Consider the following 17,560-nt stretch of genomic DNA (forward strand, 5'->3'; position numbering starts at 1 on the left):
GCGGTGCCGGTCGGGAACGGCGCCCCCGGTCGGCGCCGGCGTCGCTCAGCCCCGGGTGCGCGCGACCACGACGATGGCGTCGAGCAGGACGAACGCGACCAGGCTCGCCCCGAGAAGCGGGAGGAACACCCCGACCGCGACCCCGGCGGCGACGACCAGCGTCAGGCCCCACCACGGCGCCCGGGTCAGCGAACCTGCGGGGGCCGGTCGACCGACCAGCGCCCGTGAGCCACCTCGGGTCGGCCGCCGCTGCCACCACATCACGTAGCCGAAGACGACCATGGCCGCGATGCCGAGCGCCGTGGCGACGAGCAGCAGCTGGTTCGGCAGGCCGAACATCGACCCCATGTGGGTGTCGACGCCCCACCGGGCGAGCTTCGCCATGAACGGGTGGTCGGCGAAGTCGGTGCGCCCCACGACCTCGAGGGTCGCGCCGTCGACGGCCACGGCGTCCACCTCGGTCGGGAAGCTCCGCTGGATCTCGGTCACGGTCCACGCGCTCGCGGCGTCCGCCGGCGGCTCGATCTCGACCAGACCGGTGTTCACGTTGACCGTGCGGGCCACGGCCAGCACGGCGTCGAAGGACGCAGGGTCGACGGCTCCCGTGCCACGTGTCGCGGCATCGTGGTGTCCTGCGTGCGGGTCGCTCGCACCCCCGGCTGCTGCGTCCGCATCCGAACCGCCCACCGCCGTCGGCAGCGTCGGTGCCGTCCAGCTGAGCGCCGACCGCACGGAGGTCACGTTCGCGCCGCCGAACTGCGACCAGGTGATGCCGGTCGCCGACAGGAAGAGGGCTCCGACCGTCAGCCAGACGCCCGTCGAGGCGTGCCAGGAGGAGATCCGACGGAGACCCGAGCTGCGTGGTGCCGGCCGGAGCAGGTCGCGGGTCGTCCGGCCCCGTCTCCGGGCCGACCGCCAGCGACCGATCCACAGTCCGAGCCCGGCGAGCACGACGACCCCGAGCCAGCTGGCCGCGAGCTCGCTGTACAGCCGTCCGGCATCGCCCAGCCCGAGGCTGCGGTGCAGGTCGCTGATCGTCGTGCGCAACGGCAGTGCGCCGCTCGTGCCGTAGACCGGCAGGTCGCCACGGACCTCGGCGGTGGCCGGGTCGACGAAGATCGCCCGCGTCTGCCCCTCGATCAGGTCGTCGCCGGTGTACATCACCCTCGTGGTGTCGCCGGGCGTGGGGGCCGGCCTCACCGCGACGAGCGTTCCGCCGTCGCCGACGGCCTCGTCGGCCGCGGCGATCTGATCGGCCAGCGGGAGGGCGGCTCCCGACACCGGGGCGTGCAGTTCGCGGTCGTACACGACCTGCTCGAGGGTCGGCGTCAAGGCGTAGGCGGCGCCGGTCAGCGCCGCCACCAGGACGAACGGCCCGACCAGGACCCCGGCGAAGAAGTGCAACCTGAGCAGCATCGGCGCGAACCAGCCACGTCGCGCGGGCGTTCTCGTCGGGACCGGAGGAGGCGCGGGCCGGTTCGCGGACGACGGCTCGCGCGTCGGGTCCGTCGTCGTCGCCGCCGCGGGCCGTTCGTGGCCGGTGGCGGTCATCGAGCGTCACCGCCCCGACGACGCAGTGCGACGGTGAGCAGCAGGACGGCGACCACGCCGACGACGAGGGACGCGAGGCCGAGACCGCGCGCCAGGGAGTCGACGGGGGCGTCGGCGGCCGCCGCGACGACGTCGGTCGTGTCGGACACGTCCGCGGCCGAGGTGTCCGTCGCCGGCTCGGCGGCCGTCAGCGTCAGCGCCGGGGCCGGCGACGAGGGCTCGACGCCGTCCGTGGGCAGCTCGTCCCAGGCGGTCGACCCGACCTCGCAGGTCTGCAGGGTCGGGAAGGCGACGACGTCGCCGGGTTCCCCGTCGACGGGAAGCAGTGCGGAGACCTGGACCGTGTCGCGGTAGCCGTCGGGCAGGGGGACGTCGGCGGTGTAGGTGACCGTCGAGCCGGTGTCGTCGTTCGTCTCGGTGATGGTCCACCCCGGCGCGATCGTGGGCGTGATCGCCTGTACCCCGGCGGGGAAGTCGATGGCGAGCGAGGTCGTGGCCGAGCCGGCACAGCCGTGGCCGACGGCGAAGGTGAGGACGCTGAGGGTGGCGGGGGTGGTGGCCGAGGCGTCGAGTTCGACGTGGGCCGAGGCGGACAAGGGGGCGGTCAGGGCGAGGGTCAAGCCGGCGGCGCCGGCGATGCAGGTGGTGGCGAGGGCGCGGGAGCGCATGGGGAAGTCCTTCGAGCAGGCGTGGTGAGACCACGCGGGCGGCGGGAGGTGACGGACCGCACCCTCGCAGGGCGCAGTCGGACGTCGAGACCGCGCACGCCCGTCGGAGGGTGCGCGGGTGCTAGGTCGTCGCGGCGGCCGGGGGCCCACGCAGCACGCGGGAGGTCGCGAGCCGCAGGGAGACCGGGCGTCGCGGGGCGTCGTCGACGCGGGGCACGCCCGAGGGGCGGTGAGGAACCTCGAGGGTGACGACGGAGGCCACGAGCGTCACGAGTCGCACGAGGAGGGCCCGCCCGAGTTGCCGGACCGCCGCCGTGCCGAGGCGGAGCGACGCGATGGTCACGAGACCGGCCACGACGTGCGAGCCGACCATCGAGCCGTCGTGGTCGCCGAGGTCGCCGGGCATGACCATGGCCGCATCGTGCAGGTGCCCGTGACCGCCCGTCGTCGCCGAGGTGGTGGGCGCTGTCATGGCGCCAGCCATCGAGAAGAGGGCGTGCAGCAGGCCTTGCACGGCGCCGACGGCGAGCACGAGGCGGGGCAGGGTGACCCGGCGCCCGCCCAGGCCGAAGCACGCGAGGACGCCGAGCACGAAGACGAGCAGGAACAGGAGGGGCGGCGGGAACGTCCCGCCCCCGGCGGCGTGGGCGGCGGCCGTCACGGACGTGCCGACGCCGGCGGACAGCACGGCGCGCGCCATGCGCTCCTGACGTCCCTGCACCTGCGTCCTCCCGACGATCCCTCCCACGGTAGTGGACGCGTCGGGCACGACCGGACCGGGCCGGGGACGCCGAAGGGCCCCGCCGACTCGGCGGGGCCCTTCGGGCGGAGACGGTGCCGCGGTCAGCGACGGCCGAGGCGGCGTTCGCCGGCCGCGCCGGTCTGGTACACGAGGCCGTAGTGCTCGAACACGGCGGGCTCGCGGGCGGCCTCGAGCTCGCCGTCGGTCTCGATCGACGGGGCGTCCTTGACGAGCTTCTTGGCGAACTGCACCTTGAGGTGCTTCGGGGCGACGACCGCGCCCTGCAACGGCACGAAGACCAGGCGCGAGCGCCCGAGCATGCCGGCCGTCACCGTGGCGAAGGCGGGCTGGTCGGCGGCGGTGTCGAAGTAGATGCTCTCGAGCGAGCCGACCTTGTCACCGTCGGGGTCGACGACTGGCATGCCGATCCAGTCGCGGATGTTCTCGGCTTCGAACATGGGGTGCCTCCTCTTGGCGCGGGCCCCGTCCGGGCCCTCGTCGTCGAGGTTAGTGGAGCGCGTCCCCCTGCGCTCAGGCGGGGACGCGCCCTCGCAGGGCCTTCTCGGCGAAGCCCCGGACCTCGTCGGTGAGCCGCAGGCGGTCGGGTCCGTCGACGGCCGCGAGCAGGGCCTCGGCCCGGTCCGGCTCGAGCCCCGTGAAGGCCTCTCCGATCGTCACCCCGTGCGACGGCCGCGACAGCACGGCGACCCCGTCGCCCGCCTGGACGGGACCAGCCTTAACCACCCGCAGGTAGGTGCCGGGACGGCCCTCGGCGTAGAACCGCTTGACCCACTGGCTCTCGCCCAGGCGCCGGGCGAAGGTGCCGCACGGGACGCGCGGCTTGGTGACCTCGAGCACGAGGGTCTCGCCCACGGCCCAGCGTTCGCCGATCACGGCGCCGGTGACGTCCATCCCGGCCGTCCGCAGGTTCTCGCCGAACAGCCCGGGCGTCACCTCGCGGCCGAGCAACCCGGCGAAGTGGGAGGCGTCCTCGTCGGCGAAGACGTACACCGCCTGGTCGAGACCGCCGTGGTGCTTGCGGTCGGCCTGCACGTCGGCGCGGAGGCCGAGCGGGCGCACGTGCACGGGACCGTCGACGGGGCGCTTGTCGATCGCGGTCACGCCGATCGTGCCCGAGTCGGGCAGCAGGGCGGACACCCAGCAGACGGCCGTGACGGAGGCGGTCGGAGCCGGGGCGGAGGCGGTCGCTGCGATGACGGGGGCGGAGGCGGCGGTCATGCCCTCCATCGTGGCGGACGACGCGACCGACGGGAAGCGCCGACCCGCGCCTCCTGACCCCGCGTCCCCCCACCGCCCCACGACGGGTGTCACCCGATTGCGGGCTGGCTGCCCATCGGGCAACCTGCCAGGCTCACCCCGACGAAAGGGATGACATGGTTCACGGCGGCTACGCGGTCATCGACGTCGAGACGACCGGACTCTGGCCCGGGCGTCACCATCGGGTCATCGAGATCGGCATCGTGCACCTCGACGCCCACGGTGAGGTCGAGGCGTCGTTCGAGACCGTCGTCGACCCCTCGCGCGACCTCGGACCCATCCACGTGCACGGTCTCCGCAGCGCCGACGTGCGCGGGGCGCCCCGGTTCGAGCACGTCGTCGACGACCTCTGCGACCGCCTGCGCGGACGGGTCGTCGTCGCGCACAACGCCCGCTTCGAGGCGCAGTTCCTGGCGGCCGAGTTCGCGCGCCTCGGGTTGGTCTCGCCGCTCGGACCCGACGGTGCGGGCGCCCTCTGCACGATGAAGCTCGCGCCCACCTACCTGCCCGGTGCCGGCCGGACGCTCGCCGACTGCTGCGCGGCCATCGACGTCGACCTCTCCGTCGCCCACGAGTCGCTCGCCGACGCGACCGCGACGGCCCGCCTGGTGTCCGCCTACCTGCGCATGGGTGACGCCCAGTCGGCCTGGTGGCAGGACTGGGGCCGTTACGCCGCCCTGCAGCAGTGGCCGACGGCCGAGACGCCGCGGTCCACCCCGCACCCCCGGTACGCAGGAGGCGCGGGCGGCGCCGACGACGGAGGCCACGGTCCCGGCCGCGCGGCCTGGCGGTCCCGGCGCCGCGTCGCCCGCGTGCCCGAGCTCGCACCGGTCCCCTCGGCAGGCGCGGTCCTCTCGGCCTCCGGCGCCGTGACGCCGGCCGCTCCCGCGGCGGTGCCCCCGGCGAGTCCCACGGGCAGCACGCACCTCACGGGCCCGGTCGACCTCGACCTCGACCGCGACGTGTACGGCCTGTCCGTCGAGCCGGCGCCCGCCGAGCCGCGGTTCCTCGAGCGGGCGACCGAGCTGCTGCCCCAGCTCGACCTCGACCGTCGGCAGAACCAGTACGCCGCGATGCTCGACAAGGCGTTGTCCGACGGCTACCTCTCGACGGACGAGGCCGGCAACCTCGCGACCCTCGCCGCCGAGCTCGACCTCGACGAGCCGTCGCGGGTCGTGTTGCACGACCGCTACTTCGCCTCGCTCGTCTCGACCGTGTGGGCGCACGACGTGCTCTCCGACGACGAGCGTCGGCAGGTGGACGCGGTGGCCGAGATGCTCGGCATCGCCCCGCACCGCCGCGACGCGGCCCTCGTGCCGTCGGTGCTCGAGCGGGCACCCCGGCCGGCGGACGACGACGAGCTCGACGAGTTCGAGGTCATCGAGGGGCTCGACGAGTCCCTCGGAGCACCGTCCGAGCCCCGCACGCCGACCCTCGCCCGACCCGACGTCGGTCCGCTGGCACCCGGCGCACACGTCGCGCTCACGGGATCGCTCACTCAGGGGCGGGACGCCCTCGCGCGGACGCTCGAGCGGGCCGGACTGGTGGTCTGGCCGGCGGTCACGACCGAGACATCCCTGGTCGTCGCGGCGGACGTCGCCTGGCCGTCGGGCAAGGTGCGGAAGGCCCTGCGCTACGGCGTGCCCGTGGTCGACGAGACGCAGTTGCCGTTCGTGCTGGCCCGTTCGCGGCGTTCGCGCACCGCGGCCTGACGCGCTGGCGGGACGAGACCGTTCCTAGAGGGCGGGATCGTCCTCGAGATGGTCTTGGGTGTCGAGTGACGGCCACCCGGGTAGCTGGTCGGGGGCTGTCTCGTCGAGCGGATTGTGGGGCATCGGTTCAATCGGGTCAGGCTGCATGGGGCTCCGCTCGGGGCGCCTCCGCGATGTGCGAGAGGAAGGCGACCGGGGTCTGGGGCTGCCGGGTCCCACCGTACGCGCCTCGGACGGCTGCGCCTAGCGCACCGGTCAGATGGTCAGGCGTCGTGCCACGACGTCGGCCGCGACCTCGACCAACGGCAGGCGGTTCGCCCGGGCGTGCCGCCGGATGCGCTGGAACGCCTCGTCCATGTCGACGGACTGCGTGTACGACACGACGCCCTTGGCCTGCTCGATCACGACGCGACTGTCGAGGGCGCGCTGCAACTGGTCGCGCGTGGAGTCGATCTCGCGGAGCGCGCGCTCTTGCAGGATGCTGATGGTCGCGACGTCGGCCAAGGCCTGCGCCGCGGTCGCGTCGTCCTCGTTGAGGGCGCCGGTGGTGTCGCGGAACAGGTTGAGCGAACCCAGCGTCTGGTCACGCAGCCGCAGGGGGATGGCGTGGACGGAGCCGTAGCCCGAGTCACGGGCGAGGTCGGCGAAGACCGGCCAGCGATCGTCGATCTCGCCGAGGTCGGGGACCGAGACGACCGAGCCCGTCGTGTAGGACTCGACACAGGGACCCTCGCCGGCACGGAGTTGCAGCAGCCCGACGAGCTTGCTGCGTTCGTTGGTCGAGGCAATCACCTCGAGCTCGCCGGTCGAGCCGGCGAGGATGATGCCGGCGTCCGCGGCGTCGAAGAGGGCCGTGGTGCGCTCGACCAGCATCTGCAGCAGGTCGATGGTGTCGAAGCCGGTCACGAGCGAGTCCGCGAGCGTGACGAACGTCTTCAGGAGCTGGGTCTCTCTGTCGCGGTCGGTCACGGGCGTCAGCCTAGGCCGTGTTGCCGACGACCGTCGTCCTGCCTCACGAGAAGTCCAGCCGTCGCAGCACGATCTCGCTGGCGATCTCGCGCAGCGCTCGACCGCTCGACCAGGCGTGGCCGCGGATGACGAGGAGGGCTTCGTCGACGCTGACGCCGAGCTGGACCATGACCATGCCCGAGGCCTGGTGCACCTCACGGGGGAAGGTGGTCGGGAAGAGGCTGTCGTCCCCGGCCTCGAGCGCGTCGAGCGCCCGGGTGAGGACGCTCTTGCCGGCGATGCAGGCGAGCGTCGTGGCCTGGTCGACCTCGTCGTCGGTCAGGTCGCGGCGCTCGTCGCTGTAGAGGTCGACGGCACCGAGGTCGAGGCGACCGTACGAGAGCGGGAAGGCGGCGACGCTCGCGACGCCGGCCTCGGTCAGGGCGGCGGCGGCGGCGGGCCACGCCTCCGGAGGGGCGGTGACCAGGTCTGGTTCGATCACCGGACGGTTCGTGCCGTGCGCCTGCCAGCAGGGCCCCTCGCCGAGGTCGAACTGGATCTCGTCCCGGCGCGCCGACACGGGGTCGCTCGAGCACACCGTGCCGGTGCCGAGGGGGCCGCCTAGCGTGGAGACCGCAGCGCCGGTCACGCCGAACGTCTCGCGGAACGGGCGGCACAGGTCGGTGCCCGGTGCGGTGGCACGAGCGAGTGAGGCGGCGGCCGTCCGGACGGCGCTCGCCTCAGCCACGACTGATCCTCGGCACGTCGGACGCCGAGGGGCGAGGTGGAGACGGGTACACGGATTCCTCCACTAGGACCCTGAGGTCATCGCGACGACTCTAGTGGGTCGACGCCGGGGGAGGGGGGATGGTTGGGAGCCGTGACCGAGTCCCTGGCGGCCGGGTCCGATGCCCCCGGGGTGATTTGCATGGTGCGCAAGATTCCTTCGCCGTTCATCTTCGTCGTCGCCCGCGAGGCCTAGCGTCGCAGCGGGGCGATCGTGCCGCGGTCACCGGTCGGTGACCGGCGGTCGTCCCGGAGGGCGGTACCGATGGACGTGTTCGTCACCGTGATGCTGGTGATCGTGATCGCGCTGGTCTTCGACTTCACGAACGGTTTCCACGACACGGCCAACGCCATGGCGACCTCGGTCGCCACCGGCGCCCTGAAGCCTAAGGTCGCCGTCCTCATCTCGGCCGTCCTCAACCTGGTGGGCGCCTTCCTCTCGACCGAGGTCGCGAGCACCGTCTCGAACGGCATCATCCGCGAGGGAGACGGCGGGGTCCAGGTGACACCGGTCATGATCTTCGCGGGTCTCGTGGGTGCCGTCATCTGGAACCTCGCCACCTGGTACCTCGGGCTGCCCTCCAGCTCGTCGCACGCCCTCTTCGGCGGCCTCATCGGTGCGGCGGTGATCGGTGCCGGCGTGGGGGCCGTCGACTTCGGCGTGGTCCTGTCGAAGGTCGTGCTGCCGGCCCTGATCTCGCCCGTCGTGGCCGGCGTCGTGGCGCTCGTCGCCACGTACGCGGCCTACCGGGTCACCCGGCAGGCCACCCTGCGGGGGTCGACGGCAGGATTCCGGCACGGACAGACGGTCAGCGCCTCCCTGGTCTCGCTGGCGCACGGCACCAACGACGCCCAGAAGACCATGGGTGTCATCACGCTGACCTTGATCGCCGCGGGCTACCAGGGAGCCGGCACCGCCCCGCCCCTCTGGGTGGTCCTCGCCTGCGGCCTCGCCATCGCACTCGGCACCTATCTCGGGGGCTGGCGCATCATGCGGACCGTGGGCAAGCGGATCACCGACGTCCAGGCTCCCCAGGGGTTCGCGGCCGAGACGAGCTCGGCCGCGACCGTCCTGATCTCGTCCCACCTCGGGTTCGCCCTGTCGACGACCCAGGTGACGTCGGGGTCCATCGTCGGGGCAGGGCTGGGCAAGAAGCTCGCCACGGTGCACTGGGGCGTCGTGGGCAAGATCGCCTCGGCCTGGCTGGTGACCCTGCCGGCCGCCGCTCTGGTCGGAGGGGTCTCGGCCTGGCTCGCCAGTTCGAGCACGGCGGGCCTGGTGGTCGTCGCGGTGCTCGCCCTGGCCGGCGGACTCGCCTTCGCCCTCCTCGCCCGGCGGCATCCCGTGACCCACGAGACCGTCAACGACAGCGACGAGGCCCCGGCCGCCGAACGGGTCGGCGCGAGCCGCGGACGAGGGGAATGACCATGTTCTTGGGAGTCGACTGGGGCGCCTTCGTGGTGGTGTTCGCGACCGCGCTCGCCGCGACCGCGGTCATCGTCACCTCGTTCGCGCTGGGCATCCGACTGTTCGCCGACGGCGCCGTCGAGTCCGGCGCCGGGGCCGGGGCCGGGGCCGGGCCCGGTGCCGTCGCCTCGAACACGCACCCGTCGCGGTCGAGACCGCTGACGGCCACGATCGCCGGAGGGTTGTGCTTCGCCGTGGGGACGGCGGCCGTGCTCTTCGGACTCTGGATGATCGTTCCCCAGTTCCACTGACGGCCCGGACGGCGGGCTCGGCGAGTAGCGTGCGGGCATGACCAACGACAACGGCATCCCCGACGGCTCGACCGACATCACCGAGGACGACAAGAAGTACACGGAAGACCTGGCCGACGGGTCGAAGCAGGGTCTCGTCGACGACTCCGAGGAGAGCGACGACAGCGAGGTCTCGGACGGCAAGGACAGCTAGTCGCCCGGGCTCCGGCCCCGAGATGTCACGACATGCCGCTCACGAACGAACGTGAGCGGCATGTCGTGTCTTCTCGGCGGGCTCGCCCTCGAGCCGCTCCCTCTCCGGCCACGGAAGTCAACCCCCTGAGTCGTTCTCACCATGTGCGGCCTCCGTCCCCCGGGAGGGGGACAGAGTGACAGGTCCGACCCCGATCGCGACCGTCACCCGGCCGATCGCCGACGATCCGAGAGGCACGACATGAGCGACGACAAGCGCTACGACGGAGACCCGTCCACCCCGGTCTTCGACCGCACCACCGAGGGGCAGCCGCAGCCCGGCGTCGCCTCGGGCCACGACCACCTGCGCCGCGACGACGCGGTGACCGACCTGGGCGACCAGGTCGGGGCGTACTCGGACATCACCGACCCCGACGCCACGGCCAGCGACTTCAGCGCGACGGCGGCCCCGGTCGTCGTCGAGCACCCGGCCCACGAGTCCACCGGCTCCGGCTCCGGCTCCGGCGCGGCCGACACCGCGAAGGCCAAGGCCGGCGCCGCGAAGGACGAGGCGGCAGGCGTCGCGGACGACGCGAAGTCCGCGGCGTCCGACGTCGCAGGCAGCGCCAAGGAGCAGGCCTCGAAGGTCGCCTCCGACGCCACCGGCCAGGCCAAGCAGCTCTTCGGCCAGGCGACCGGCGAGCTCAAGGAGCAGGCCGGCGCCCAGCAGGAGAAGGCCGCGGCCGGCCTCCGTCAGGTCGGCGAGCAGCTCGGCACGATGGCCGACAAAGCCGACAGCGGTGTCGCGGGCGAGCTCGTCCGCAACCTGTCCGGTCGCGCCCACGGCGTCGCCGGCTGGCTCGAAGGTCGCGACCCGGGCAGCCTGCTCGACGACGTGAAGTCGTACGCGGCCCGCAAGCCCGGCACCTTCATCGCCATCGCCGCGGTCTCGGGCCTGCTCGCCGGACGCGTCGTCAAGTCGCTGACGGCCGAGGCCAAGGACGAGCACGCCGCCACGGTCGAGAACGCAGGAGGCGCGACGAACCAGCCCGCGCCTCCTGCGTCGTCCACCACGCCGAGCCGTCTCGTCGCTGACGTCGGTCCCGTGGCCGGCGAGTACGACGTCGTCACCGAGGGCGACGTCCCCGGCTTCGGCACGGCGACGCCCGACACCAGCGTGCCCACCACCTGGCCCGGCACCTCGGGGACGCGCGCGTGAGCGACCCGTTCCGCGAGCCCGTGTCGACGCCGCCCGCACCGGAGGAGAAGGCCGCGACGACGTCGCTCGGCGACCTGCTCACCGGAGTGACCGGCGACATCTCGACGCTGTTCCGCCAGGAGGTCGAGCTGGCCAAGGCCGAGCTGACCGAGTCGGCCAAGAAGGCCGGCAAGGGCGCTGGCATGTTCGGCGGGGCCGGGCTCACGGGCCTGTTCGCCCTGCTGTTCGTCTCGCTGGCGGCCATGTGGGGCCTCGGCTCGCTGATCGGCCTCGGCTGGTCGTCGCTGATCATCGCGGTCGTCTACGCGATCGTCGCCCTCGTGCTCTTCCTGCGCGGGCGGAAGGAACTGAAGAGCATCAAGGGGGCACCGAAGACGGTCGACTCCCTCAAGAAGATCCCCGAGACCGTGACGCCTGGAGGCACCGCATGAGCACCACCGACCAGAACGGCAGCAGCCGCACGCCCGACGAGATCCGCGCCGAGATCGAGCGCACCCGCGCCGGCCTCAGCTACGACGTCGACGCGCTCGCCGACAAGGTGAACCCGTCGAGCATCGCCCACCGCCAGACCGAGAAGGTGAAGAGCCGCTTCTCGGGCGTCAAGGAGTCCGTCATGGGCGCGGCGCACGACGCCGCGTCGACCACCTCGGGTGCCGGCCACGACGCCGCGGGCAGCGTCTCGGACGCCTCGTCGGCGGCCGTGCGGAAGGCGAAGGGCAACCCGCTCGCGGTCGGCCTGATCGCCTTCGGTGCCGGCTGGCTCGTGTCGTCGCTGATCCCCGCAACGGACAAGGAGAAGGAGCTCGTCTCCGACGCCAAGGACGCGGCGGGCCCGGCGCTCGACTCGGTCAAGGGTGCGGCACAGGACGTGGCGTCGAACCTGAAGGAACCGGCCCAGGAGGCGTTCGCGTCGGTCAAGGGCACGGCACAGGACGCCGCCTCGACCGTGAAGGACGACGCCTCGAGCGCCGCGGGCGACGTGAAGGACAGTGCCCAGCAGTCGCAGGAGAACGTGCACGGGGCCTGACCTCACCCCGCACGCGTCGACCCGGACGCAGGAAGGCCCGCCCCGACGAGAGTCGGGGCGGGCCTTCCCGTGTGACGGGTCGGGTCAGCTCGCGGTGGGACCGTAGTACGACTCGATCTCCTGCAGCTCGAGGTCGGCCGTGGCCTGGATCAGCTCGAGCAGGTCGGTGTCGAGGCCGGGCGAGAACTCCTCGAGGCGCTCGGGGCTGATCGTCGACGGCACGCCCTGCGGGGCCTGCTCGGTGGCGGTCAGCTCGGTGCCGTCGTTCGAGGGCGACGGGCCGCGGAAGATCTTGCTCGCCTCGCTCTTGCCGTCGAGGTCGAAGCTGTACTGCTTGCTCTGCAGACCGAGGTCGAGCAGCTTCTTCACCTCGGGGAACTTCTCGGCGTTCGTCTTCGGGATCGGCAGCAGCTTGTTCCAGTTCACCCCGAGCGACTCGAGCGCCTTGGCGTAGGCGTTCTCGTGCGCCTGGTCGCGGACGATCAGGTACGCGAGGGTGCTGCGGGCGACCGCGTTGTCGGTCATCTCGTAGATGCGGCACTTCTGCAGACGGCCGGTCGACTCGAGCATGACGTTGTAGAGCAGGTCGAGCGGCAGGTTGCCGGAGTTGTAGACGTAGCTGCCGCTCCAGGGGTTGCCGACCGAGTCGACCGGCAGTGCGCCCTGGGCGCCGACGAGGTAGTGGTGGATGTTGACCGTGTCGAGGGCGATGTTCAGCGGGGTCGCTCCGCCGGCACCGGGGGTGTCGAGCGGGTCGGTCAGCTTGCCGGTGTACTCGGGGCTGCCGTCGAGCAGACGCGAGATGGTCGTGCCGATCAGCTCGACGTGGCTGATCTCCTCCGTGCCGACGCCCTGGATCAGGTCGCGGTAGGGCTTGGCCGACGGGCCCCGGAAGTTCATGGCCTGGAAGAGGTACTGCATCATGGTGCGCATCTCGCCGAACTGGCCGCCGAGCCCCTCTTGCAGTGCGTTGGCGGCAGCGGGGTCGGGCTCGCCGTCGGCGATCTCGTTGATCCAGGTCTGTGCGTGGAAGTACATGGAGCCTCCTCGTGTGTTCCGGCGACGCGATGCCGTCGACCTCAGGCTGCGCCCTCTTCGGGGGGCACGGTCGCGGACCGGCCACCTTGCCAGATGACATGTACCCCTCTGTCTGCACCCGCGCCTCCTCGGCCGTGTCGGCCCTCGGCGCGCCCGACGCGTCAGGATGGTCGGATGCCCTCGTCACCCCGCGCCCGTCTCGTGCGTCGATCGGCCGGTACGGCCACGACGTCCGACACCCCGCCCAGCCCGATGCAGCGCCCCGGCGCCTTCCGGTTCGGCCTGATCGCGACGCTCGGCGGCGGGCTCGGCGTCGGCATCATCGTCGCCCTGATGGCCCTGTCGACGATCCTCGTCTACATCGGCCTGGCGTTCTTCCTCGCACTCGCCTTCGAGCCGGTCGTCCGACGCCTCGCGCGCGCCGGCGCCCCGCGCTGGGTCGGCGTGATCGTCGCCGTCGTGCTGGTCGTCGGGATCGTCGTGGGCATCGTCGCGGCCGTGGTGCCCGCGCTGATCGAGCAGATCGGGCACGTCGTGCAGACCGCGCCCGGCGCCCTGCAGGACCTGTCCCGCCAACCGTGGGTGCAGCAGGCCGTCGAGACCGTCGGGTTCGACGTCGACGTCGACGACGCCGTGGGGGCCGTCACCTCGTACCTGCTCGACCCCGACCAGCTGCTCGCGCTCGGCGGCGGACTGCTCGCCGTCGGTCAGGGCATCACCAACGCCATCACCGCGGTGATCGTCGTCGCGATCCTCACCCTCTACTTCGCGATCACGCTGCCCCAGATGCTGCGCTCGCTCAGCCGCGCCGTGCCGCGCAGCCACCGCGAGAACGTCATGAGCATCTCGGACGAGATCTTCCTGTCGGTCGGCCGCTACGTCGCCGGGCAGGTGGCGCTCGCCGCGGTCAACGCCGTGTTCGTCTTCGTCGTGCTGACGATCGCCGGCGGGCCGGTGCCGGTGCTCTTCGCGACCCTCGCCTTCTTGGGCGCCCTGATCCCCGTGGTGGGCACCGTCGTGGCCTACGCGATCATCATCGCCGCCACGATCACCGTCTCACCGGTCACCGCTATCGTCGTCGGCATCGTGCTGCTCGTCTACGCGCAGGTCGAGGCCTACGTGCTGACCCCGCGGGTGATGTCGAAGGCCGTGGCCGTGCCGGGCGCCCTCGTCATCGTGGCGGCGTTCGGCGGTGGGGCGCTGGGCGGCATCCTCGGCGCCCTCGTGGCGATCCCGATCGCGACGGCCGGGGTGGTCGTCTTCGAACGCGTCGTCGTGCCGCGACAGCAGCGGGTCTAGGCAGCAGCGGGGTCCAGGCAGCCGCGGGTCTAGGCAGCCGCACGGCGCGGCGCTACCGTGGCCGGCATGAGTGCCGAACGAGTCGACGTCGTCCTGTCCGACCGAACCACCCTGGCCGGGACGCGGTGGCCGGGCGACGGGCCGACGGTGGTGCTGCTGCACGCCGGGGTCGCCGACCGACGGAGCTGGACGGGCGTCGGCGACGCACTCGCGGCCGACGGTCTCGACCTCGTCGCCTACGACCGACGAGGGTTCGGTGAGAGCCCGGCCGCGCCCGAGGGCAGCCCGGCCACGCATCTCGGCGACCTCGTCGAGGTGCTCGAGCGGCTGGACGTCGAGCGGGCGTTCCTCGTCGGCAACTCGATGGGCGGTGCGCTCGCCCTCGACCTGGCCGTGACCGCACCCGAGCGCGTGGCGGGCGTCCTGCTGATCGGCGCAGCGGTCAGCGGCATGACGGACGACGACACGCCCTTCGACTGGACGCCCGACCCGGCGTCGGGTCCGCTGATGCAGGCCCTCGACGAGGCGTCCGGCATCGGCGACGTGGATGCGCAGGTGCGCCTGCTGGCCCACCTCTGGCTCGACGGTCCGGTGGCAGAGGCGGGTCGGGTCACGGGTGCCCCGCACGACCTCTTCGAGCGGATGAACGCACGCATCCTCGAGGTCGCCGCACCGGACGGGGCCGGTGACGCCGGGCTCGACACCTGGAGTCGACTCGACAGCGTGACGACGCCGGTCCTGGCGACCTGGGGCGCGCTCGACATCCCCGCCGACGAGCCGTTCTACGCCGAGACAGCCCGACGCCTCGGGCAGGGGCCGGGTCGGGTGTTGCCCGACGTCGCGCACCTGCCGGGGCTCGAGCGACCCGGTCTGGTGGCCGACCTCGTCCGCGAGGTGGTCGGAGCCCCCGGGAACTGAGCCGCGCCTCCTGGTCCTCAGGCGACGGGGCCGCCCGGCACGCCAGGTGCCGATGGATCGACGGGGCCGGCCGGGCCGTCGTCGCCGGCGAGCAACAGGTCGATGCGCAGCTCGCGCTCACGCGTGTAGACAGTCAACGCCCGGATCACCCAGAGCAGGGTGCGGATCAGGAGCACCGCCAGCGTGACGGCCAGGGCGAACACCACCACGAAGAAGACGGGGTAGAGGACACCGACGAGGGAGAAGCCGTTGGAGAACATCCCTCGACGCTAGGTCACGACCGAGACCCGAGGGCTCCACCTCGCGATGGAGCCCGGGGGCTCACTCTTCGGCGTCGGCCGGGCTCTCGTCGGCCTGCGCGGTCTCGTCCATGCGGTCGCGGAGGTGGTCGGCCATCGAGGCCGCGCCCTCGTCGCCGTGGTCGGCCTCGACCTGTTCGATCAGGCCGCTCAGCTTCTCGTGGTCGGTGGCCTCGGTGGCGCCGTCCATGACGGGTTCGGTCTGCTTGTCGTCGCTCATGGACCGGACGCTACGCCCCGGGGGTCCGCGTGGGCTGGACCCGCGCCTCCTGCCGTGATCGACGACTCGACACGGACGTCGGGGGTACCATGCGCGACCCGCGACGGGTGGGGTACGCAGGGGCCGGGCATCGGCTGGCAGGCCCGCGCGTGTCGCCCCGCACGTGCCTGGGATGGACCTCTGCCCCACCGGAACCGAGGACCAGATGAGCACCACGACGCGTACCGCACCCACCCGCACGAGCGAGACCGACCGCACCGACGACATCACCCGTGCCGCCGCCGACCTCTTCGGTTGGACCGACCTGCACCCCGCCCAGCTCGAGGCCCTGGAGGCGGTGGTCGCCGGACGGGACACCCTCGCGGTCATGCCCACCGGCTTCGGCAAGTCGGCGATCTACCAGGTGGCCGGTGCCGTGCTCGACGGACCGACGGCCGTCGTCTCGCCGCTCATCGCGTTGCAGGCGGACCAGGTCGCCGGCCTCGTGGGACGCCCCGACGCCCCGCCGGCCGTCGCCATCAACTCGGGCCACACCGACGCGGAGAACGAGGAGGGCTGGAGCCGGCTCGCCGCCGGTGAGGTCACCTACGTCTTCCTCGCCCCCGAGCAGCTCGCGCGGGACGAGACCGTCGACCGCCTGCGCGACGCCGGGGTCGCCCTCGTCGTCGTCGACGAGGCGCATTGCGTGTCGTCGTGGGGCCACGACTTCCGGCCCGACTACCTGCACCTCGGCGAGGTCGTCGAGCGCCTGGGCGGCCCGACCGTGCTGGCGTTGACGGCGACCGGGTCGGGCCCGGTGCGCGACGAGATCGTCGAACGCCTGCGCCTCGACGACCCGCTCGTGCTGAGCCACGGCTTCGACCGGCCCAACCTCGCCCTCGAGGTCGTGCGGCACGAGGACGACGACGAGAAGGCCCGCGCCGTGGTCGAGCAGGTGGCGGCCTCGACGACGCCGGGCATCGTCTACGTCGCCACCCGCAAGGCGACCGAGCACCACGCCGCGGCCATCGCCGAGCGCTGCCCCGACCGCGCCGTCGTCGGCTACCACGGCGGCCAGCGGTCGGCCGAGCGCGGTGAGCTGCACGAGCGCTTCCACGCGGGCGAGGTCGACGTGGTCGTGGCGACGAGCGCGTTCGGCATGGGCATCGACAAGCCCGACGTCCGGTTCGTCGTGCACGCCGACGTGCCCGACTCGCTCGACTCGTACTACCAGGAGATCGGTCGGGCCGGGCGGGACGGCGACCCCGCCACCGCGACCCTGCACTACCGGCCCGAGGACCTGTCCCTGCGATCGTTCTTCGCCTCGGGCCTGCCCGGGCGCGCGGACCTCCGGGGCGTCTTCGCCGCGCTCTCGGCGGCGGGTCGACCCGTCCGGCGGTCGGAGGTGTCGGACCAGCTCTCGCTCGGTGCCCGGACGGTCTCGCGCCTCATCGACCTGCTTCTCGAGGGCGGCGCCCTGTCCGAGTCGTCGACGGGGTTCGAGCCGGTCGACGGGTTCGACGCCCGGAGCGCGGCCGAGGCGGCGCGCGGGGTCGCCGAGACGCGCGACCGGGTCGAGCGCTCGCGCATCGAGATGATGCGCACCTTCGCCGAGGCTCCCGGCTGCCGACGGCACTTCCTGCTCGGCTACTTCGGCGAGGAGTCGCCCGAGCGCTGTGGCAACTGCGACGGCTGCCGGGCCGCCGAGAAGGCGGGAGACCCCGAGGAGGCGCACCAGGGCGGGCAGGACGACGTCACCGACACCGCGCCTCCTGCTTTCGCGACCGACGCCCGCGTCGTGCACGCGACCTGGGGCGAGGGCACCGTCATGAGCACGGACGCCGACCGCATGACGGTGTTCTTCGAGAGCGAGGGCTACAAGGTGCTGGCCGTCGCCGACGTGATCGCGCACGAGTTGCTCACCCCGGCCTGACCTGCTCGACGGGCTCGGCCGTCAGGCGGGGTCGGCGGTCGGGCGGGACCGGC

The 17,560-nt window shown here is 72.8% G+C and carries 20 protein-coding genes; 10 read left to right on the plus strand and 10 right to left on the minus strand.

Annotated elements, in window-relative coordinates:
- Positions 1 to 45: 45 nt before the first annotated feature.
- The 5 genes from ASG28_RS00670 to ASG28_RS00690 form a co-directional block, all read right to left on the minus strand.
- The gene (locus ASG28_RS00670) at positions 46 to 1,551 is read right to left on the minus strand and encodes a PepSY-associated TM helix domain-containing protein (protein ID WP_055970936.1); all 1,506 of its coding nucleotides are present in this window, start codon (positions 1,549 to 1,551) and stop codon (positions 46 to 48) included.
- Positions 1,548 to 2,219: a YcnI family copper-binding membrane protein gene (locus tag ASG28_RS00675; protein WP_055970938.1), complete on the minus strand. Its 672-nt coding sequence runs from the start codon at positions 2,217 to 2,219 to the stop codon at positions 1,548 to 1,550. Before ASG28_RS00675 ends, ASG28_RS00670 begins: the two co-directional genes overlap by 4 nt.
- Positions 2,220 to 2,340: 121 nt before the next feature.
- Positions 2,341 to 2,940 (minus strand): hypothetical protein, encoded by a 600-nt coding sequence (locus ASG28_RS00680; protein WP_082454159.1) that lies wholly within the window; start codon positions 2,938 to 2,940, stop codon positions 2,341 to 2,343.
- Positions 2,941 to 3,062: 122 nt separating this feature from the next.
- The gene (locus ASG28_RS00685) at positions 3,063 to 3,419 is read right to left on the minus strand and encodes a PRC-barrel domain-containing protein (protein ID WP_055970943.1); all 357 of its coding nucleotides are present in this window, start codon (positions 3,417 to 3,419) and stop codon (positions 3,063 to 3,065) included.
- Between the two features lie 73 nt (positions 3,420 to 3,492).
- Positions 3,493 to 4,200, minus strand: a complete 708-nt coding sequence (locus tag ASG28_RS00690) for an MOSC domain-containing protein (protein WP_055976607.1) — start codon at positions 4,198 to 4,200, stop codon at positions 3,493 to 3,495.
- Positions 4,201 to 4,355: 155 nt separating this feature from the next.
- Between ASG28_RS00690 and ASG28_RS00695 the strand changes: the two genes are divergently transcribed.
- On the plus strand, positions 4,356 to 5,951 hold the full coding sequence (locus ASG28_RS00695) for a 3'-5' exonuclease (RefSeq protein ID WP_055970945.1): 1,596 nt from the start codon (positions 4,356 to 4,358) through the stop codon (positions 5,949 to 5,951).
- A gap of 255 nt (positions 5,952 to 6,206) precedes the next feature.
- Here ASG28_RS00695 and ASG28_RS00700 read toward each other — a convergent pair whose 3' ends face one another.
- The gene (locus tag ASG28_RS00700; protein ID WP_055970947.1) at positions 6,207 to 6,920 is read right to left on the minus strand and encodes a GAF and ANTAR domain-containing protein; all 714 of its coding nucleotides are present in this window, start codon (positions 6,918 to 6,920) and stop codon (positions 6,207 to 6,209) included.
- Between the two features lie 43 nt (positions 6,921 to 6,963).
- The gene (locus tag ASG28_RS00705; protein WP_055970949.1) at positions 6,964 to 7,647 is read right to left on the minus strand and encodes a GAF and ANTAR domain-containing protein; all 684 of its coding nucleotides are present in this window, start codon (positions 7,645 to 7,647) and stop codon (positions 6,964 to 6,966) included.
- Between the two features lie 303 nt (positions 7,648 to 7,950).
- Here ASG28_RS00705 and ASG28_RS00710 point away from each other — a divergent pair, with 303 nt between their 5' ends.
- The 6 genes from ASG28_RS00710 to ASG28_RS00730 all read left to right on the plus strand — a co-directional run bounded on the left by ASG28_RS00710 (position 7,951) and on the right by ASG28_RS00730 (position 11,821).
- Positions 7,951 to 9,111: an inorganic phosphate transporter gene (locus ASG28_RS00710; RefSeq protein WP_055970951.1), complete on the plus strand. Its 1,161-nt coding sequence runs from the start codon at positions 7,951 to 7,953 to the stop codon at positions 9,109 to 9,111.
- Positions 9,108 to 9,404 (plus strand): hypothetical protein, encoded by a 297-nt coding sequence (locus ASG28_RS00715; protein WP_082454161.1) that lies wholly within the window; start codon positions 9,108 to 9,110, stop codon positions 9,402 to 9,404. Before ASG28_RS00710 ends, ASG28_RS00715 begins: the two co-directional genes overlap by 4 nt.
- A 37-nt stretch (positions 9,405 to 9,441) precedes the next feature.
- Positions 9,442 to 9,597, plus strand: a complete 156-nt coding sequence (locus tag ASG28_RS16290) for a hypothetical protein (RefSeq protein WP_157485592.1) — start codon at positions 9,442 to 9,444, stop codon at positions 9,595 to 9,597.
- A 240-nt stretch (positions 9,598 to 9,837) separates the two neighbouring features.
- On the plus strand, positions 9,838 to 10,794 hold the full coding sequence (locus ASG28_RS00720; RefSeq protein WP_055970955.1) for a hypothetical protein: 957 nt from the start codon (positions 9,838 to 9,840) through the stop codon (positions 10,792 to 10,794).
- Entirely contained in the window at positions 10,791 to 11,225 is a 435-nt protein-coding gene (locus tag ASG28_RS00725) for a phage holin family protein (protein ID WP_235477437.1), read from the plus strand. The genes ASG28_RS00720 and ASG28_RS00725 overlap by 4 nt, the downstream gene beginning before the upstream one ends.
- Positions 11,222 to 11,821, plus strand: coding sequence for a DUF3618 domain-containing protein (locus tag ASG28_RS00730; RefSeq protein ID WP_055970957.1), 600 nt, complete (start codon positions 11,222 to 11,224; stop codon positions 11,819 to 11,821). The genes ASG28_RS00725 and ASG28_RS00730 overlap by 4 nt, the downstream gene beginning before the upstream one ends.
- A gap of 84 nt (positions 11,822 to 11,905) precedes the next feature.
- On the opposite strand, the gene ASG28_RS00735 is transcribed toward ASG28_RS00730, so the two are convergent.
- Positions 11,906 to 12,859 carry a manganese catalase family protein gene (locus ASG28_RS00735; protein ID WP_055970959.1) on the minus strand — a complete coding sequence of 318 codons (954 nt, stop codon included), beginning with the start codon at positions 12,857 to 12,859 and terminating at the stop codon, positions 11,906 to 11,908.
- 174 nt (positions 12,860 to 13,033) lie between these two features.
- Between ASG28_RS00735 and ASG28_RS00740 the strand changes: the two genes are divergently transcribed.
- Together ASG28_RS00740 and ASG28_RS00745 are read left to right on the plus strand one after the other, a co-directional pair.
- A complete protein-coding gene (locus ASG28_RS00740) occupies positions 13,034 to 14,158 on the plus strand; it encodes an AI-2E family transporter (protein WP_055970961.1) in 1,125 nt (374 codons plus the stop codon).
- A gap of 66 nt (positions 14,159 to 14,224) precedes the next feature.
- Positions 14,225 to 15,076: an alpha/beta fold hydrolase gene (locus ASG28_RS00745; RefSeq protein ID WP_055970962.1), complete on the plus strand. Its 852-nt coding sequence runs from the start codon at positions 14,225 to 14,227 to the stop codon at positions 15,074 to 15,076.
- 17 nt (positions 15,077 to 15,093) lie between these two features.
- Here ASG28_RS00745 and ASG28_RS00750 read toward each other — a convergent pair whose 3' ends face one another.
- Both ASG28_RS00750 and ASG28_RS00755 read right to left on the minus strand, forming a co-directional pair.
- Positions 15,094 to 15,336, minus strand: coding sequence for a hypothetical protein (locus tag ASG28_RS00750; protein ID WP_055970964.1), 243 nt, complete (start codon positions 15,334 to 15,336; stop codon positions 15,094 to 15,096).
- A gap of 61 nt (positions 15,337 to 15,397) precedes the next feature.
- The gene (locus ASG28_RS00755) at positions 15,398 to 15,595 is read right to left on the minus strand and encodes a hypothetical protein (RefSeq protein WP_055970966.1); all 198 of its coding nucleotides are present in this window, start codon (positions 15,593 to 15,595) and stop codon (positions 15,398 to 15,400) included.
- A 205-nt stretch (positions 15,596 to 15,800) separates the two neighbouring features.
- Here ASG28_RS00755 and ASG28_RS00760 point away from each other — a divergent pair, with 205 nt between their 5' ends.
- Positions 15,801 to 17,507: a RecQ family ATP-dependent DNA helicase gene (locus tag ASG28_RS00760; protein ID WP_055976613.1), complete on the plus strand. Its 1,707-nt coding sequence runs from the start codon at positions 15,801 to 15,803 to the stop codon at positions 17,505 to 17,507.
- Positions 17,508 to 17,560: the final 53 nt, after the last annotated feature.

Source organism: Frigoribacterium sp. Leaf415 (assembly GCF_001424645.1).
Taxonomy (GTDB): Bacteria; Actinomycetota; Actinomycetes; order Actinomycetales; family Microbacteriaceae; genus Frigoribacterium.

Excerpts from the sequence above, each read along its gene's own strand:
- ASG28_RS00670 (WP_055970936.1), bottom strand. The coding sequence starts at position 1,551 with ATGACCGCCACCGGCCACGAACGGCCCGCGGCGGCGACGACGACGGAC.
- ASG28_RS00675 (WP_055970938.1), bottom strand. The coding sequence starts at position 2,219 with ATGCGCTCCCGCGCCCTCGCCACCACCTGCATCGCCGGCGCCGCCGGC.
- ASG28_RS00685 (WP_055970943.1), bottom strand. The coding sequence starts at position 3,419 with ATGTTCGAAGCCGAGAACATCCGCGACTGGATCGGCATGCCAGTCGTC.
- ASG28_RS00690 (WP_055976607.1), bottom strand. The coding sequence starts at position 4,200 with ATGACCGCCGCCTCCGCCCCCGTCATCGCAGCGACCGCCTCCGCCCCG.
- ASG28_RS00695 (WP_055970945.1), top strand. The coding sequence starts at position 4,356 with ATGGTTCACGGCGGCTACGCGGTCATCGACGTCGAGACGACCGGACTC.
- ASG28_RS00710 (WP_055970951.1), top strand. The coding sequence starts at position 7,951 with ATGGACGTGTTCGTCACCGTGATGCTGGTGATCGTGATCGCGCTGGTC.
- ASG28_RS00715 (WP_082454161.1), top strand. The coding sequence starts at position 9,108 with ATGACCATGTTCTTGGGAGTCGACTGGGGCGCCTTCGTGGTGGTGTTC.
- ASG28_RS16290 (WP_157485592.1), top strand. The coding sequence starts at position 9,442 with ATGACCAACGACAACGGCATCCCCGACGGCTCGACCGACATCACCGAG.
- ASG28_RS00720 (WP_055970955.1), top strand. The coding sequence starts at position 9,838 with ATGAGCGACGACAAGCGCTACGACGGAGACCCGTCCACCCCGGTCTTC.
- ASG28_RS00730 (WP_055970957.1), top strand. The coding sequence starts at position 11,222 with ATGAGCACCACCGACCAGAACGGCAGCAGCCGCACGCCCGACGAGATC.
- ASG28_RS00735 (WP_055970959.1), bottom strand. The coding sequence starts at position 12,859 with ATGTACTTCCACGCACAGACCTGGATCAACGAGATCGCCGACGGCGAG.
- ASG28_RS00740 (WP_055970961.1), top strand. The coding sequence starts at position 13,034 with ATGCCCTCGTCACCCCGCGCCCGTCTCGTGCGTCGATCGGCCGGTACG.
- ASG28_RS00745 (WP_055970962.1), top strand. The coding sequence starts at position 14,225 with ATGAGTGCCGAACGAGTCGACGTCGTCCTGTCCGACCGAACCACCCTG.
- ASG28_RS00750 (WP_055970964.1), bottom strand. The coding sequence starts at position 15,336 with ATGTTCTCCAACGGCTTCTCCCTCGTCGGTGTCCTCTACCCCGTCTTC.
- ASG28_RS00755 (WP_055970966.1), bottom strand. The coding sequence starts at position 15,595 with ATGAGCGACGACAAGCAGACCGAACCCGTCATGGACGGCGCCACCGAG.
- ASG28_RS00760 (WP_055976613.1), top strand. The coding sequence starts at position 15,801 with ATGAGCACCACGACGCGTACCGCACCCACCCGCACGAGCGAGACCGAC.